Here is a 15,412-nt window from a genome sequence, read left to right as displayed (position 1 = left end):
CGCATGCATCTATGAATCCTCTCCCTTCCGACCGACATTTTCCCCGTTGGATCTGGGCCGTCTACGCGGCCCTCTTCGCCCTTTCCATACCGTGGTACCTCCCGGAGATCGAACCGGTACCCGTCTGGATCGGCGTACCGTACTGGGTCGTGATCTGCCTGGCGGCCTGCCTGGCCATCGCGTGCTTCACCGCGTTCGTGATACACCGGTACTGGCGGGAGGACGGATAACCCATGGCGGATCAGCCTTACGGTCCCGGCGCCTTCGCCTTCCTGGCCGCCTACCTTGTCTTCATGATCGTCCTGGGATACGTGGCCCGGTCCCGCCGCCGGGACGATTCCATGTCCTCCTTCTACCTGGCGGGCAAGAACCTGGGCGCCCTGGTCCTCTTCTTCACACTCTACGCGACCCAGTACAGCGGCAACACGCTCATCGGTTATCCCGGCGAGGCCTACCGGCTGGGATACGCCTGGACCATGAGCGTCGGGTTCATGATGGCCATCGTGGTGGCCTACCTGCTCTTCGCACCGCCGCTCTACCGCGCGTCGCTGCGGGGCAACTTCGTGACGCCGGGCGACTGGATCACCCATCGGTTCGGTGCGGACGGAAGATCCGGACTGACCCTCTTCGCCGGCGTGCTGTTTGTGGTCGCCATCGCCAACTACCTGCTCGCGCAGCTCCTGGCGGTTGGGCATATCGTATCCGGTCTATCCGGGGGCGCCATTCCGTTCTGGGCGGGCGTCGTGATCCTTGCGGTCATCATCCTGTTCTACGAGACCCTCGGCGGCATGCAGGCCGTGGCGTGGACCGACTGCATCCAGGGCCTGCTCCTCTTCGTCGGGCTGCTGGGCATGCTGGCCGCCGTGGTCGCGGGGAGCGACCGCCTCGGTGAAGCGACGGCGTGGGTCATCGCCCATCAGCCTGCGAAAGCCGCGCTTCCCGGGGGAGAGACGATCCGTACCTGGATCAGCACCATCCTGCTGGTAGGCTTCGCCGCCGCCGTCTATCCCCAGGCCATTCAGCGCATCTTCGCCGCCCGGAGCACTCGCAGCCTGAAGCGGTCGTTCACCTTCATGGCCTTCATGCCCCTGGTCACCATCTCGGCGGTCGTGCTCGTCGGGATCCTCGCCATCCCGCAGCTATCGGGCCTCGAGGGCGTCGAAACCGACCAGGTCATGCCCCGCCTGCTCCGGGTCTGGGCCGCTGAATCGCTCTGGCTCTATGTCATGACCGTGCTCGTCCTCACCGGCATCGTCGCGGCGATCATGTCGACGGCCGACTCCGTCCTGCTCAGCCTCTCTTCCCTGCTCGTCAAGGACGTGCTGGGCCGGTTCCGGATGGGTTCGCTCCCGGAAGCGCGCCTTACCGCGTGGGGGAAGCGCCTGTCCTGGATCATCATGGCCATCCTGGTCCTCATCGCCCTGACGCCGGATCTCACCCTGTGGGGACTCATCGAGCTGAAGATGGAGGTGCTGATCCAGACTGCCCCGCTGTTTGTACTGGGGGTGCTGTGGCCGCGATTCAGCGCGTCAGGTGCGGCCGCAGGCATGGCCGCGGGCACGGCGCTCGCGGCCGGGCTGACCCTCGCGGGCATGGGCAAGGTCTGGGGCTGGCACGCCGGCGTGCTCGGCCTGGCGCTGAACGTGATCGTGGGAGTGGCGGTGAGTTGGGCAGGGTGCCGCCATTCGTTCGGATCACCGAAATTGCTTGACTTTTGTAACTAAATGACACATATTATTCGGTACGTCGGATCATAGTCGGATGTCAATTTTCGAAAGGAGTAAAATCATGAGAAGTGGCGATGAAATGTTAAAGCAGATCGTTGAGAAGTCCTCTCTGGACGCAGATTTCAGGCAGAAGCTGATTTCGGATCCGAAGTCGACCATCTGTGAGGAACTGGACATCACGATGCCGGAATCCATGTCGATCCAGGTCCACGAAAGCGATATGCAGACGGTGCATATCGCACTGCCCCCGGATGCGAATATCTCCGAGGAGCAACTCGAAGCCGTTTCGGCCGGCCTCTGTTGCTGCTGGTAAACTGAAATCAGCACGCCGGTCACTATGCGGATGCCTGGTATTCGCGTGATCAATTAGTTAGATAAAAGTCCTCCCCGATCATCCTGGTCGGGGAGGACTTTTGCTTTTGGTGTTATTACGTGTCACGGCGCTCGGTCCGAGCCCGTGGCGCACGGTTCGCGTGCGTGGCCTCAGTTCGCGTGCGCGCCGGAAAGCACCATGTATAGATAGGCCTTGGCCTGCGCCGGCCGGTTTCCGGTTATGACCAGCTTTATGTGATGTATGCCCCGCAACATGAGAAAAGGGCCGGTCTTGCCGAACAACGTCGTGGGTTTGGAAGCCCAGTCCGCAAGGGCCGCAAGCTTCTCCGGAACGACATAGTCCTCATAGCCCAACGCATCCAGTACGGGATCCCAGTCGGTCATGCCGTCGAGCCAGTAACGGGAATCCTGCGTGTATCTCTGCTTGACGATGGGCGTCAGTCCGAGTGTGGGCCCCAGCCCGTCTGCCCGTACGTCTACGTTTAAGCCCGCGCTCACGACGTCCGCCCTCTCCCTCAAGCGCGCGAGCACGGATTCGACCGCGGAAACCCGCCCCGTCCAACCGGTGTTCTCGAGATAAGGGCCGATTCCGTCCACCGCGCTGAAACCCATGATCGCCAGGCGGACTGTACGTTTCCGGGAAGGGAATACGCCGAAGGAATCCAGGCGCGTGTCTTCCGGCTGCGCCAGGTAGACCCGTTCGGCGTTTTCCCGCTCAGCGGCTATCCTTTCCCAGCCGACGCAGGAAACGAGGGCGTCAACCACCATGCCGACGTCCTTCTGGAGTCCGGCGCCGCCGAACAGCGTGCGTTCGTTGGGCCGCAGAAACAGGCCCGGTAGCGACTTTCCTTCACCCGGCGCCGAGCCTACGTCATACTCCAGCATCAGCTTACGCCCCACGATCTCTCTCAACGACGAGTGCTCGGCTTCCATTTTCCCGAACAGCCGCCTTACCGCACCGGCCGTCTCATCCGACTCGTCTGTCCGCGCTTGCGCTTCAAAAAAGTCGCCCGACCGGTTTCCGCTTGCCAGCGAGACGCCGAAGTCCGCCACGGGCCGGCTATCGTGCAGCGGAAGTTCAAAACCGAAGGGCTGGGCGCCCATCGTTATGGGCAGTTGTGTCGCCTGTTTCAGTATAAGCCCCCATTCCCGTGCTCCGATCAGACCGGGTGAAATCCCAATTCGCAACTGCGCCAGCAACTCGGCCATCGTTTCGCCCTCTTTGGCGAGACGATCCTGGGTGTGCAGGACGGCATCGTCGATATTCACCTTGCCTCCTTACGCGATGACCGGTGCGGGATTCAATTCGGCTTCGGTCAAGGGTTGATTGCGAAAACCCATGGCGACCGGCACGTCGTACAGGCGGCCCGGGGCGAATCTCGCCCAGAAATGGCGCATGCCCGGTACGATGACCCGCGCCACCGGCATGCCGATGTCCGGCCGGGTCTGGTCCAGCACGAGGAACTCCATGCCCCTGGCTTCGACCAGCGCGCGGCAGCAGTCCACGTCTTCCCGTGTATCCGCGGTCTCGATCGACGGATACTGCGCGGCCTGCCTGAGCGGCGCGTCCGTCGACGGCGCCAGCCAGGCACAATCGGCGATTCGAGCCGTCTTCCACCAGTTGAGCGCCATGGGATCGTCGATCATGGGCTGGTTGGGCCCACCGGATCGGCCAGACTGTGCGGGCCCCCCGGCTAGTCCGGCCCGACCCGAATGACCGCCGCCTTCGCGTCCACCGGGCCGGGGAAGCCACGTCAGGCACTGATTCAACTCGCACAGCGCGCGCAGGGCCGCGAGTCTCGGGTCGGCATGGGCACCCGCGCCGTATATGATATCCTCGGTTTCCGCGTCCGGCCGCCGGGAAAGCGCAACGAAGGACGGAATGCCCGTATCGGACGTCACGTCGAGCATCCACACCTCCCGCTCGCAGCGTCCGTAATAGTCCGTGGCGGATGCGAGGAATGCGTCGTCGAAACTGGAGAGATCCACCCCGGGGACGCTCAGCCGGTTATACCACCAGATGGCGAAGGCATCGCGCTCGACCAGTTCATAGAAACCCTGCAGGATGGCCTCCTCCAGGGTGTTCCCCGCGGCGCAGCCGTTGGAATCGGCAATCAATTCGGCGGGTCCGCGCTGTTCGGGCGCCATGCTGTAGAGCATCGACGTCGGCAGGTATCGATGCCGGCCCTGCGTGAACGACCATACGGGCGTCCAGTCGATTTCGGCGGCGGGATCGAAACGAGGCGGGACGATATTGTAGGGGTGGCCTGCCGCGTTGATGCTGTCCGCGTTGTCGAGCTGATCTTCGCTGAACAACTGCACGTCGTTGGGGTGGATCGCCCCGTCTTCGGCGGCGAAATCGATGAATCGACCACCGGTACGGATTTCGTCTCCGCTAAAAGCGCCTGAATGACGTTCGATCGCCTCGCAGAGGGCACTGGTCTCGGACTGTTCCCGCGTACTGCCCTTGCCGGCGCTTTTGCTGCGCAGGCTGCGCCTGAGCGAACTCAGGCTCCGGCTTCTCATGCCGGGATTGCTCCCGGCCCAGTAGACGTGAAGCCAGGCGTCATGCTCACTGGTCGTGCGCGCCAGCCAGGTCACGATGCCGCTGACCGGGCTTACAAGGTGGCGGTATTGCGCCAGGGTGGCTTCAGGCGTCACGGCCCGCGCTCCGCCGCTGTTCCGATGGTGTTTGGGGCTGGCCTTCAGACATACGGGCACCGGCGCCCGGTTTGGCCGGTACAGCCCTTCGTCGCCACAGACCGGACACTGCGGCCGCCGCAGGACCGTATGCATAGTGCTTGCGAATGTGCCGACATGCATCGAGACCGCATGTCCGTGGATCGGAGCCGCTTCATCCAGCACCAGCCACTTGACGATTTCAGCCGAAACCAGCCCGTATACCGCCTCGAGTACGACAGGGTCGGCGGCGAACGGCTTGAATGCGGCTTCCTCGCCGGCGACGTGCCGAAGGAACTGATGGGCCTCCTTATGGCCCCGTAGCCGGTGGGCCAGGCAGTCCCAGCAGGGGCCTTGCCGGTCCGCGCGAAACACGGGTCCGAACAGCGCATCCATGCCGCGCGGCCGCACCAGCATCCACGGCGCTCCCGCCTCAAGGCGGCGCCGATTCACCGCTACGAATCCCGCGTCGAGGTAATCGTCGCATACGATAACCTTGAGCTGGACGTCGTCGACGGCCATGGTGTCGGCCACCACGCCGGCGCCGCTCGTTTCCAGCTGCCGGGACAGCCTTCCGTCGTCTCCGTCGACCGCGACACGCGATTCCGCCAGCCGTTGTTCGACCCATCGGGGCGATGCGCCGAGGGACGTCCAGTATGCCGCCCGGGACCGGTCCATGCTATGATCGGCGGAGATGACATAGCCCCGGTCGGAGAGCGAAACGATCGCTGCGCGCACATCGTCTGCGGCATGGCGGCCCTCGAGGTCGGCGACGATGCCGGACAGGGGACGGCAGCCGTCGAGAAGAGGAAGCAGATCGCAAAGCAGGGCGCCGTGCAGCAGTGTATCGAAGGACTCGGAAACCAGCAGCGTCTGCTGCGCGCCGATGACGTGGGATCGCAAGTGCGGGGTAAGCGTGGGAAGATCGACGAGACCCAGGTCGGCGGGGGTCGTTCTCGTGAGTTTCCCCTGGCGGGCATTCTTGCTGGTCGGCCCAGGCATCCGGGGTTTCCGTGTCTTCTCGGCAGGCGCTTTCATGCGTGCGCGACGAGCGTGTCGATCCGGGCGGCGGCGCGAGCGGCGGTTTCGTCGACCACCGACGCCAGCGCATCGAAGTCCTCCTGCCCGCAGGCGTTCGCCACCAGGGACTTGACCTTCTCCCCCGCCGTCGCCGCGTCGAATCCTTCCGCTCCGACCAGCCGCATGACTCCCTGCAAGTCGCGCCACAGGTTAGCGGCTTGCGCCAGCGGCTCGTCGCCGGCGGCATCGAACACCGCCGCGGCGGACGGCGCCGGATCGTCGAGGAAGTCACCGGCACGGTTCAACTGCAGATAGCGCGCGGCCTGCTCGACATCGTTCAATCCGCCGGGCATCCCGGCGTATGCGGACACACTCGTCTCTGCGCCGTTTACCGGCCGATCGTCCGGACCGGTGCCGTCTTTCTGCTGTCCGCCCGACCCGGCGTACACCGCTGCGTCCGCACTGCATTCGGCCAGGACCCGGCGCCGCTCATCATCAAAGCGGCTTCCGATGCCGGAACCCTCGGTCTCGAAGACTCTACGGGCCCGGGTGAGCACGGGAACCCCGCCGGAAGCCGGGTCACGGGCTTGCTCGGCCAGATCGGAGAGCGATACCGCTGGCATGGCCTCCGCGCCGGCGGAGACCGGGGAGAACAACAGGTTGTCCTGCGCCAGGTCGGCCAGGGCCTTGCGGAAACTCCGGAACAGGCGTTCGTTCGCGCCGGACTGCGCGCCGTCATGGACGAACAGCATTTCGACCTCGATGCCGGGATAGGCTTCCCGGCTGGCCAGATCGCCCAGGAAGACGGCGGCGACCTCGCCCACGCTGTCCGTACCGTACCGCTCGCCGAAATCCGCCACCACGGAGGCAAGCACCGTCGAAACCGACGCTTCGGAAAGACTGGACAGCGCCGTTCTCGCCTCCGCCGGGAGCAGGTTTCCGCGCACCACGTGCATGGCGATCTGAAACGCCTTGTCGTTCGACCAGTTCCGCACGATCTCGGCAGTTTCCCTCGCGTCTACCACGGGCAACTCAACGATCAGGTCCTTCATTTCCTGAACGCCCATTTCGTAGGTCCAGTAGACCCGTGCAAGCCCGCGTCGTGCGATCGACTCGAACTCCTCGTCCTGCTCGAACCCCTTCGGCAGGTCGAGATCGAGGAATTCCTGTTCCTGCAGGTTATCCAGAAGCTCCGGGTTCCGTTCGATCCATTTCGCGAGCCGCGGCGCGGCGCCAAAGATCTCGACGATCGTGTCAAAGGCGTCGGGACGCTTCGCGGCAAGGGGACTGTCGTAGACACTCCAGTCTTCGATCTCCGGGTAGAAGTGCTTGCGCCACTGGTCCACCAGCGGGTCCATCTTTTCAAACCATTTTTTGGGCTTCAGGACGATGTTCATCATATCGGAGTAGGTGCCCGGCAGTTCCGGCGACTCGTCGAGACTGACCTGCAGCAGGGGATACTGGCGGGATGCCACCGCGTGATGGTCGGCATGGCGCTGCGCATTGAAGAGCATCCAGTTGCTGAACTTCCAGTCGGCACTCCAGGAATGGCGGGGCATGATCTTCTCCCACCGGCCGTTTTCCAGGCGGACCCGGCGCAGGCCGTAGTGCTGGAAGTAGTTGCTGATCTTCATCGAAAAGACGCAGGACAGGCCGAGGAAGGCGAAGACCGGGACCGCCCAGATCCCGCCCAACCAGAATACCAGTGCGTACCAGAACGCGACGCCGAAGCCATAGCGCCAGAAGGGATTGCTGTAATGCCACATGGTCCGGCGGCGCCGCGCCAGGCGTTCTCGCGCTACTTCCCATGAATTGACGAGGTTACTGACGATTTCCTTGGGCATGTACCGCCAGAAACTCTCCCCCTTCGGCGCGGACCCCACGTCGTAGGGTGTGCCGACCAGGGCGTGGTGGATATAGACGTGCTCCGTGGCATACTGCGGATAGGAGGCGGAAGATAGCAGGAACTCGCCGATCCGGCGTTCCCAGGTCGTGCGCCGGTGAATCAGTTCGTGGCCTACGACGAACACGGCCTGTGCTTCCATCGTCAGGATGATGGCCAGCACGACGTCCTGCCACCATACGAAGGGATCCGCCACCAGAATTTGCCACAGGCCGAAGACCAGGGTGGGCGGCCACAGAAACGCCCACGACCAGACCGGCAGATTGTGCCAGATCAGGCGGTGTTTCGGCGTCTTCCACGGATCCATGATGCGTCCGTCGCGTCCGAACACCCGGTCGAAGGACCAGGAAAGACTCATGAAGACCATGGGCGGCAGGAGCCACCATCCGCCCCACAGCGCGGCGAGCAGGATCAACGGGAAAACGCCCAGCGGCAGGTAATGGGGAAGGGCGGTCAGGATGGACGGCTCGATCTCCTGCGTTGCATCGGCCTGACCCGGTCCGGCGCCATTGGTTTCAGCGCTGTCGATTTCAACGGTATTTTGTGACATGGCTACACCTCCTTGGTCAGCATAACCTGGCACCTGCGCGGGCGTATTCTTGTCACCGGACGCCCGGAACCGAACAACCGGAACCGCAACACTCAGGTTCGCAGGAAGGCGGCCAGGCGCTCGAGCGCTTCGATGCAGAACGCGGTGGTCACGGCTTCGGAGCCATGGCCAATTTGTCCTACCGCGCCGAATTTCAGCGTCTGGTCGCCGAAGGCGAGCAGTTCCGGCCAGCTGCCGTCCCCGCGCTGCGCGCTCAAGATGCTCCTCAACGACTGCTCTGCGTCGATGCGCTCGAGGCATCCGGCGTCGCAAAGCGTCGACACGGCCTGGGCGGTCTGAAGGACGTTGCCGAAACCGCCCTGCTCGTCCCTCAAGCCCAGGACACGGTCCGCGAGGACCGGGCGCAGCCGATCCAGGGCTGGCGACACGCGTTTCACGGCCCGGGCGACCGCGTAACAGATCGCGATCTCGTCGGGGTACCACTTGGACGCGTCCTTGAGGTCGCCTTCGGTGATCAGCGCCTCCAGCCATCGCTGGGCATCCCTGGTTTCCGGGCAGTCGCCGAGCCAGGCGATTACGTTCGCGTTGACCACGGGGTCGGCTTCGATGCGAAATCGCGACACGACATCGGGTTCGTCGCCCTCCAGCATCCAGGTCATAAAGCGGCCTTCTGCGTCGCGGTTCGCCAGTACCCGCGGAATGTTCCTCCCAAGCAGGATCCAGGGGTGCGTTCCGATCACCAGGGAACAGAGCGAGGTGCTGTCGAGATCCTGGGGAAGATGACGGTAATAGCGCCAGAATCCGGGATATTCGATGGTGTCGGCCAGATAAGCCCTGGTCGCGGCGCAGATGGATCTGGCCTTCGCTTCCCGGCAACTTTCCAGGGCAAGGACACAGAACGCCGAAATGAAGGGAGGCCTTTCGAAATGCCGCGGCACCTTCGGATCGGCCACGTTGAACCGGATGCAGTGCCAGGCGCCGTGCTCGTCTATCGTCGACTCAAGGAAGTCAAGGCCACGGCGGATGCTTTCTCTGGCCGCTTCCGCCAGCACCTCGGCGCCGGCGTCGCTACCGGGGACGCGCCCCGCCCCGTCGCCCGGCGGCCGAAGGGGCGGCGCGGGATCGTGCATGGTCTTGCGCAGAAAGGCGAGGGACGACGCGCCGGTGCGCGCCTCCTCCCGTTCCTCCCTGGTGTATCGGTTGCGCGGGGGCAGGACGATATGGGTCGCGCCGGTGGTTTCTTCGTGTACTTGAATCTCGTGGTCTGCCTCCATCGTCACGCCGAGTTCCTGCTCGATGGTCTCCCTGGGCCTGGCGAGGAGACGTGTCCGCAAGTCGTCGTCGTCGCCCGCTCTCAAGATAAGCAATTCGGCCGCGTTGGGGGACTTCTTCATGATCGTCTGCTCCGTATCAGGCGATTTGCCGCCTGATCAGTTCCCTGAATACCCCGTCGGACTCCTTCAGTTCGTTGAAGGAGCCGCTTTGCACGACTTTGCCGCCTTTCAGCACGTAGATGCGGTCGGCCTGCTCGAGCGTGGACAGGCGATGGGCGATGACGAGGCGGGTGGAAGTCAGGGCGGCCAGGTTCCGCATCACGCTGGCCTGGTTCTCGTTGTCCAGCCAGTTCGTCGCCTCGTCGAATAACATGATACGCGGGCTGCCGATCACCGAGCGGGCGATCGTGATGCGCTGGCTCTCGCCGCCTGACAGGACGGAACCGCTGGTGCCCACCATGGTCATCATGCCCATGGGCATGGCCTTGATCTGATCCTCGACCTCCGCGGTCCGGACCGCTGCCCAAACTTCATCTGTGGTCACGTCTACGTGATGGCTGACGAGGTTGTCCCAGAGATCCTGGGGATGGAGCCCGACCGACTGGGGCACCGCGCCGATCTTCCTGCGCACCTGTTTCAGATTCAGGTGCCTCAGGTCGCGCCCGTCGTAGTATACCGCCCCGGCGGTCGGCCAGTCGATGCCGAGCGCGAGCCGGAACAGGGTGCTCTTCCCGGCGCCGGATTCCCCGGCGATGGCGACGAATTCGCCGGGATGGGCGCGTATCGTGACGTCGTCGAGGATCAGTGGTCCGTCGGCGTCGTAGCGGAAAGAAACATGATCGAACAGGATGTCCCCGCCCAGGTATTCGACCGGTTCGCCTTCCGTACCCGTCTCAGGCGCCGCCGAAAGCAGCGGACGCATCTGCTCAAAGGCCGGCAGCATGGAGGCCAGGGCGCCGATGGACTCGCCGAGCCGGGCGATGGTGGACTGAAACACGATGAAGACCGTGTAGACGACGAGAAAATCGCCGACCGGCATGTTGCGGTCTCCCGCCTCCATCACCGTGAACAGGAGCACGCCGGCGGCAAGGAATGGCAGTGCGGCGCCAAATGCCCGAGAATGCCCTTCCAGTGCGCCCAGTTCGATCTCCGCGCGCTTCTGTGCGCGATAATCCCGCGCCCAGATGGCGTAAGCCGAACCTTCCGCGTTATCCATGCGCAGCTTGGAAATGCCCCCCACGATCTGGAAGAGCCGGCCGGCCACGCGCCGGGCCGCCCTGATCATCCATCCGTATGGAGAGATCTGGCGCAATCCCAGCACCAGGGTGACCAGCAGCGAAGCCAGGCTGAAGAGGAGCGTGACGACCCCGAGGGTGGTGTCGTAGAAGAAGATGACGCCGAAAACCGGTAGCAGGAAAACCAGCGACAGGAAACAGTTGGCGACGACCCCCCGCAATCCGTCGCGGAGTTGCTGAAAGGTCATGCCCGACATAGCCAGGTCGCCGGCCGGATTGCGGTGCAGCATGCCGGGTGGAAGACGCATGAGCCGGTCCCAGAAGGCGGCTTCCACCCGGGACGCCGTGCGCCCCTCCAGCCGCATCATCGCCATGTTCTGGAGGAGGTGCAGCAGGGCGCCGAGCAGCCCGAAGGCCGCAATCGCCACGGCGACCGCATATAACGCTCCCGCGCTTCCGCCCGCCGTGATGTGGTTCGCGACGAACCCGAGGGCGAGCGCCGGCAGCAGCCTGATCACGCCGTATGGCAGCCCGGCGATCACCATCCGCGCCCAGTCCGAGGCCGATCCGCGCAGGGCGATGCCCAGCAGGTCCGCCGGTTTCACACCCCTCGCCGGCAGGGGCTGATAGAACATCCAGGCCTCTTCCGCCAGCGCGTCCGAACCGGCCAGGCGGGCCGCCGAGACCCGAGTGCGTCGATTGCCGGCCGGGTCGATCTGCCGGTATCGTCCGAACATGCCCGGCAGCAGCGCCACGGGCCGCCCGTCGTCGGCGCGATAGGCCAGCAGCGCGTTGCTGTCCCCGTACCACCAGCGGCCATCGGCGTTGAAACGCACGCGGCGGGCACGCACGCCGGAAGCGTCAAGAATGTCCACGAGGCCGACGGGGGCTTCGGATTGACCCGATCGCGCAGGGATCTTGAAATCGATGTCTTCATGGCGGCCGATCAGGTGCAGCGCATCCTCCAGTGCCGTATCCTCGACACCGGCGTCCCGATCGGTCGGAAGGTCGTAGATATTGTAGAGTCGCTGGCGCGCGGTGTGTTCGGCCGTTCTGCGGCTCGCTGTCCGCGCCCGTTCGAGATTGACGGCATCGACCACGACCAGCCGGCGATTCAGGCGCTCCAGCGTGAATGCGACCGTGTGAAACGAGGCGAGCGCCGTAAGCAGCCTGCCCTGCCGGACCAGAGTTTCCGTCGACTGGCCGGTCAGTGTCGCCTCGTCGACCAGGGTGAGCCAGCTCGTCCGGGCCAGGGGAATCACCGTCTCGTGGGGGCTGCCCGTCTCGGCAAGTTCGGCCGTATCGACGATCCCCATGAACAGGCCCGCGCCGGACGGCGGTTCGGATACCCACACCACGCCGCGCCGTACGGAAAGCGTACACGGCGCCAGGGTCTGCGTCAGTCCGGGTTCGGCCAGCGCGGTCGGAAGGGGAGGAGGGATGGCGAAACGCGCCAGTGTCTCCGTAATGGCGGTCAGCCACGTATCGGTCTGTTCCGCCAGTTCCGCTGGGTCCACCCGGGACAGCAGGGAAGCCGGCAGACGTTTGAGCAGGGAGCCCGGCAGTCCCCTGGCGATGATACTGAGCGTGGCGTCTGTTTCACTGCCCAGCCGGTGCGGCGCGACCCCCGGTAGCAGCCAGCCCGATTCCCGGCGCAGCAGGTGCTGCGGCGCCGACTGCTCCGTCCCATATTTGAGTTCGACCAGGAACAGATTGACGACGCCCTGGTCGATGAACCAGACGCTGTCCGGGTCGTCGAGGTTGACGGGCAGGTTGCCGGCGCAAGGCACGGATTCACCGAAGCGATCGGCGAGTTCGGCCAATGACGGGTATTTCGGTTCGTTCTGATTCATCAGTTCGACCTGACCAGTTTGTAGTACGCGCCGTCCCGGTCGGCGATCAGCTCGTCGTGGGTGCCCCGTTGCACCGTAACGCCTCCGTCCAGCACGATGATCTCATCGCAGTCCCGCACGGTGCTCAGGCGGTGCGCCACGATCAGGCAGGTGACCCCACGCCGCCGCAGCGCGTCATCTACGAATTCCTCCGTGGCCGCATCGAGGGCGCTGGTGGCCTCGTCCAGGATGAGCACGGTAGGGTTGCCCACGAGCGCGCGGGCGATTTCCAGCCGCTGTCGCTGGCCGCCGCTGAAGTTCGAACCGCCTTCCTCGACGAGCGTGGCATAGCCCTGGGGCCTGAGCAGGACTTCGTCGTGAATCTGGGCATCCCGTGTCGCGGCGAAGAGGACTTCGTCCGGGATGGCCGGGTTCCACAGCGTGATATTGTCGCGCAGGGTCGCGGAAAAGAGCACGATCTCCTGGTCCACCATGGAGATGGACTGCCGCAGCACTTCCTCGGGGATCTGATCCCGCAGATGGTCGTCAAACATGATCTCGCCCGACCAGGGCTGGTAGACCCCCGATACCAGCCGCGCGAGGGTCGATTTGCCGGAACCGCTGGGACCGACCACGGCAATCCGCTGCCCCGGCTTGATCACGAGGTTGAAATCCTTGATCAGGGGCGGGCGGCTCCGGTTGTAACCGAAGGTGACGTTGCACAGTTCCAGCTGGCCGGCGAGCTGGAGCCGGCCGTTGAATGTGTGGATCGCGTCCGATTCCGGGTTTCTGCGGCGAAAGACCGGATCCTCTTCGGTTTTGGAAATGTCCTCGAGCCGCTGTAGATCGGTTTCGAGGGCCTGGCGGTTTTCGGCGAACTCCAGGAAGCGCTCGACGGGGGCCAGGAACATCTCCGCCAGGATATAGAATCCCACCAGCATGCCCAGCGACATTTCTCCCTGCATGACCATCATGCCGCCGATGCCCAGGATCGCCGCACTGCGCAGCGCGTCGACCAACCCCGGCAGCGATGCGTTGACGGAGCCCAGCTCGGAATACAATTGCCGTGCGCGCAACTCTCGGGCCTGTTGCCCGCTCCATCGCGAGAAAAACCGGTCGTCCGCGCCCGTCATCCGCAGATTGTCGGCATGGCTCAGCATCTGCATGCCGAGACCTATCAGCAACCCCTGCTCCCGTCTCATCGTCTGACTTCGGACGGCTCTGAGGTTGTTGAGAAAACGTGCAAGCACCGCGTGCATCAGCGCCAGCACGATCACGATCAGCGTGAGTACGGTGTCGAAGGCGAACATCGCAACGAGGAACACCGCGCTCATGGCCATGTCGATCACGAGCACCAGGAACTGGTCCGCCAGGTTCTTGGCGATTCGGTCGGTGGACGACACCCGGTCCCTGACGTCGCCGGCCAGCCTGTTTTCAAAGAACTCCACCGGCAGACGTAGCAGCCGTGACATCCCGTTGCTGTAGCCGGCTACCGATACGCGGACCGCGAGCCGCTTGAGGAACCGGTGCTTGAGCATGGACAGGACATACACCAGGACCCCTCCGCCCAGCAAGGCGGTTACCAATCCGCCCCAGGTCCCGTGCTTGGCCATGACGTCGTCGACGAATACGCCGAGCGATGCCGGGATGACCAGGGTCAACATCGTCAGCATGAGTCCGCAGGCCACCACGCCGGTCAGCAGGCGCCACGACCCGGCGATCAGGCCGTTCAGCTGCCTGAACAGATCGGGCTGCTCGCCGCCGGGCGTGAAGTCCCCGCCGCGCTTGAAGCGAAGTGCGATTCCGCTGTAGCCTTTTTCGAACTCTTCGGAGGAGACCCTGCGCCGTCCCGTGGAAGGGTCGTTGAGGTAGTAGTAACGGCTGTCGATTCCTTCGAGGACGAGGAAATGGCTGAACTGCCAGAAGAGCACCAGCGGAAATTCCAGCATTTTCAGTTGCTCGGCGCGCACGCTGAGGCCGTTACACTCTAGACCGTAGTGCCGGGAGGCACGCAGGATGCTCGCGGCGCTGCTTCCGTCCCGGCTCACCTCGCATTTTTCCCGCAGTTCGGTGAGCGGCACCCATCTCCCGAAGTATCCCAGTACGATGCCGAGACAGGCCGCGCCGCACTCCGATGCGTGCATCTGCAGCAGAACGGGCGTGGATATCCGCTGCGCCGAGTCGTCCGCGGCGTTCTTGTTGCCAGCTTGTTTGGTCGTGCTCACCGTCATCCTGCGGTCACCTCATGAGGAACAGCCCGATCGGAGACTGCCTGCCCAGCTCGATGACGATCCGGCACTTCATGCCCGCAAGGGATTCCGGATCCCGGTCTTCCGGGAGTGCGGTCTCGAGCGTTATATCGATGCGGTGAACGGATACCGGCGCCGCAGTCTCAAAGGCGGCCGGTCCGCCCGAGACGGGTTCGGCGACGATGGCTCTGACCGTTCCGCCGGGTGCGTATGGATCTCCATCCGCCGGCTCCGGCTCGATCAATACCGGCATCCCGGCCGCAATATCCGGTGCGATTTCGCTATTGATCCAGGCGAGGGCTTCCACGGTGAGGCTTCCGTCGGGAAGGGTTTCCCCCTGCTCCACGATGACGCCGTCCACTACGATACTGCGCGCCACGCTGCCGAAGAAAAACCATGCCAGGAGGGCACACAGAAAAACAGCGATTGCGGCAACCAGCAGCCGTTCCCGCGGCGTGGATATCGTCAGAAGCCGGTCGAGTTGCTCGCGGTCTTCCTTTGCCTCCGCGACGGTGTCATGAAATGAGTTCAGCAGATTGTTGAACACGGGCGTTAAATGGTCTCCTCATGGCAGTCGAGCAGGTTGCGCACTTACGAAGCAGGTTTGCAC

9 protein-coding genes are annotated in these 15,412 nt (G+C 64.1%); 3 read left to right on the top strand and 6 right to left on the bottom strand.

The features are described 5' to 3' along the window. Window positions 1–11: 11 nt before the first annotated feature. Genes F4Z81_01170 through F4Z81_01160 form a run of 3 tightly spaced genes read left to right on the top strand, consistent with a single transcriptional unit; the run spans window position 12 to window position 2,040 of the window. Window positions 12–230 (top strand): hypothetical protein, encoded by a 219-nt coding sequence (locus F4Z81_01170; GenBank protein MXW03658.1) that lies wholly within the window; start codon window positions 12–14, stop codon window positions 228–230. Window positions 231–233: 3 nt separating this feature from the next. Then, on the top strand, window positions 234–1,724 hold the full coding sequence (locus F4Z81_01165) for a sodium:solute symporter family protein (protein ID MXW03657.1): 1,491 nt from the start codon (window positions 234–236) through the stop codon (window positions 1,722–1,724). Window positions 1,725–1,761: 37 nt separating this feature from the next. After that, window positions 1,762–2,040, top strand: coding sequence for an NHLP leader peptide family natural product precursor (locus F4Z81_01160; GenBank protein MXW03656.1), 279 nt, complete (start codon window positions 1,762–1,764; stop codon window positions 2,038–2,040). A gap of 170 nt (window positions 2,041–2,210) precedes the next feature. On the opposite strand, the gene F4Z81_01155 is transcribed toward F4Z81_01160, so the two are convergent. The 6 genes from F4Z81_01155 to F4Z81_01130 form a co-directional block, all read right to left on the bottom strand. Next, complete coding sequence (locus tag F4Z81_01155) at window positions 2,211–3,329, bottom strand: hypothetical protein (GenBank protein ID MXW03655.1); 1,119 nt, start codon at window positions 3,327–3,329, stop codon at window positions 2,211–2,213. A 9-nt stretch (window positions 3,330–3,338) separates the two neighbouring features. Further along, window positions 3,339–5,777, bottom strand: a complete 2,439-nt coding sequence (locus F4Z81_01150; GenBank protein ID MXW03654.1) for a TOMM precursor leader peptide-binding protein — start codon at window positions 5,775–5,777, stop codon at window positions 3,339–3,341. After that, the gene (locus F4Z81_01145; protein ID MXW03653.1) at window positions 5,774–8,743 is read right to left on the bottom strand and encodes a hypothetical protein; all 2,970 of its coding nucleotides are present in this window, start codon (window positions 8,741–8,743) and stop codon (window positions 5,774–5,776) included. Before F4Z81_01145 ends, F4Z81_01150 begins: the two co-directional genes overlap by 4 nt. Before the next feature lie 879 nt (window positions 8,744–9,622). Continuing rightward, the gene (locus F4Z81_01140; protein MXW03652.1) at window positions 9,623–12,574 is read right to left on the bottom strand and encodes an ATP-binding cassette domain-containing protein; all 2,952 of its coding nucleotides are present in this window, start codon (window positions 12,572–12,574) and stop codon (window positions 9,623–9,625) included. After that, a complete protein-coding gene (locus tag F4Z81_01135; protein MXW03651.1) occupies window positions 12,574–14,784 on the bottom strand; it encodes an NHLP family bacteriocin export ABC transporter peptidase/permease/ATPase subunit in 2,211 nt (736 codons plus the stop codon). The genes F4Z81_01140 and F4Z81_01135 overlap by 1 nt, the downstream gene beginning before the upstream one ends. A 7-nt stretch (window positions 14,785–14,791) precedes the next feature. Then, window positions 14,792–15,349, bottom strand: a complete 558-nt coding sequence (locus tag F4Z81_01130; protein ID MXW03650.1) for a hypothetical protein — start codon at window positions 15,347–15,349, stop codon at window positions 14,792–14,794. Window positions 15,350–15,412: the final 63 nt, after the last annotated feature.

Source organism: Gemmatimonadota bacterium, from assembly GCA_009835325.1.
In the GTDB taxonomy this organism is placed as follows: domain Bacteria; phylum JAAXHH01; class JAAXHH01; order JAAXHH01; family JAAXHH01; genus JAAXHH01.
The sequence above is the reverse complement of the archived record's forward strand: the minus strand, read 5'-3'. Positions and strand labels throughout refer to the sequence as shown.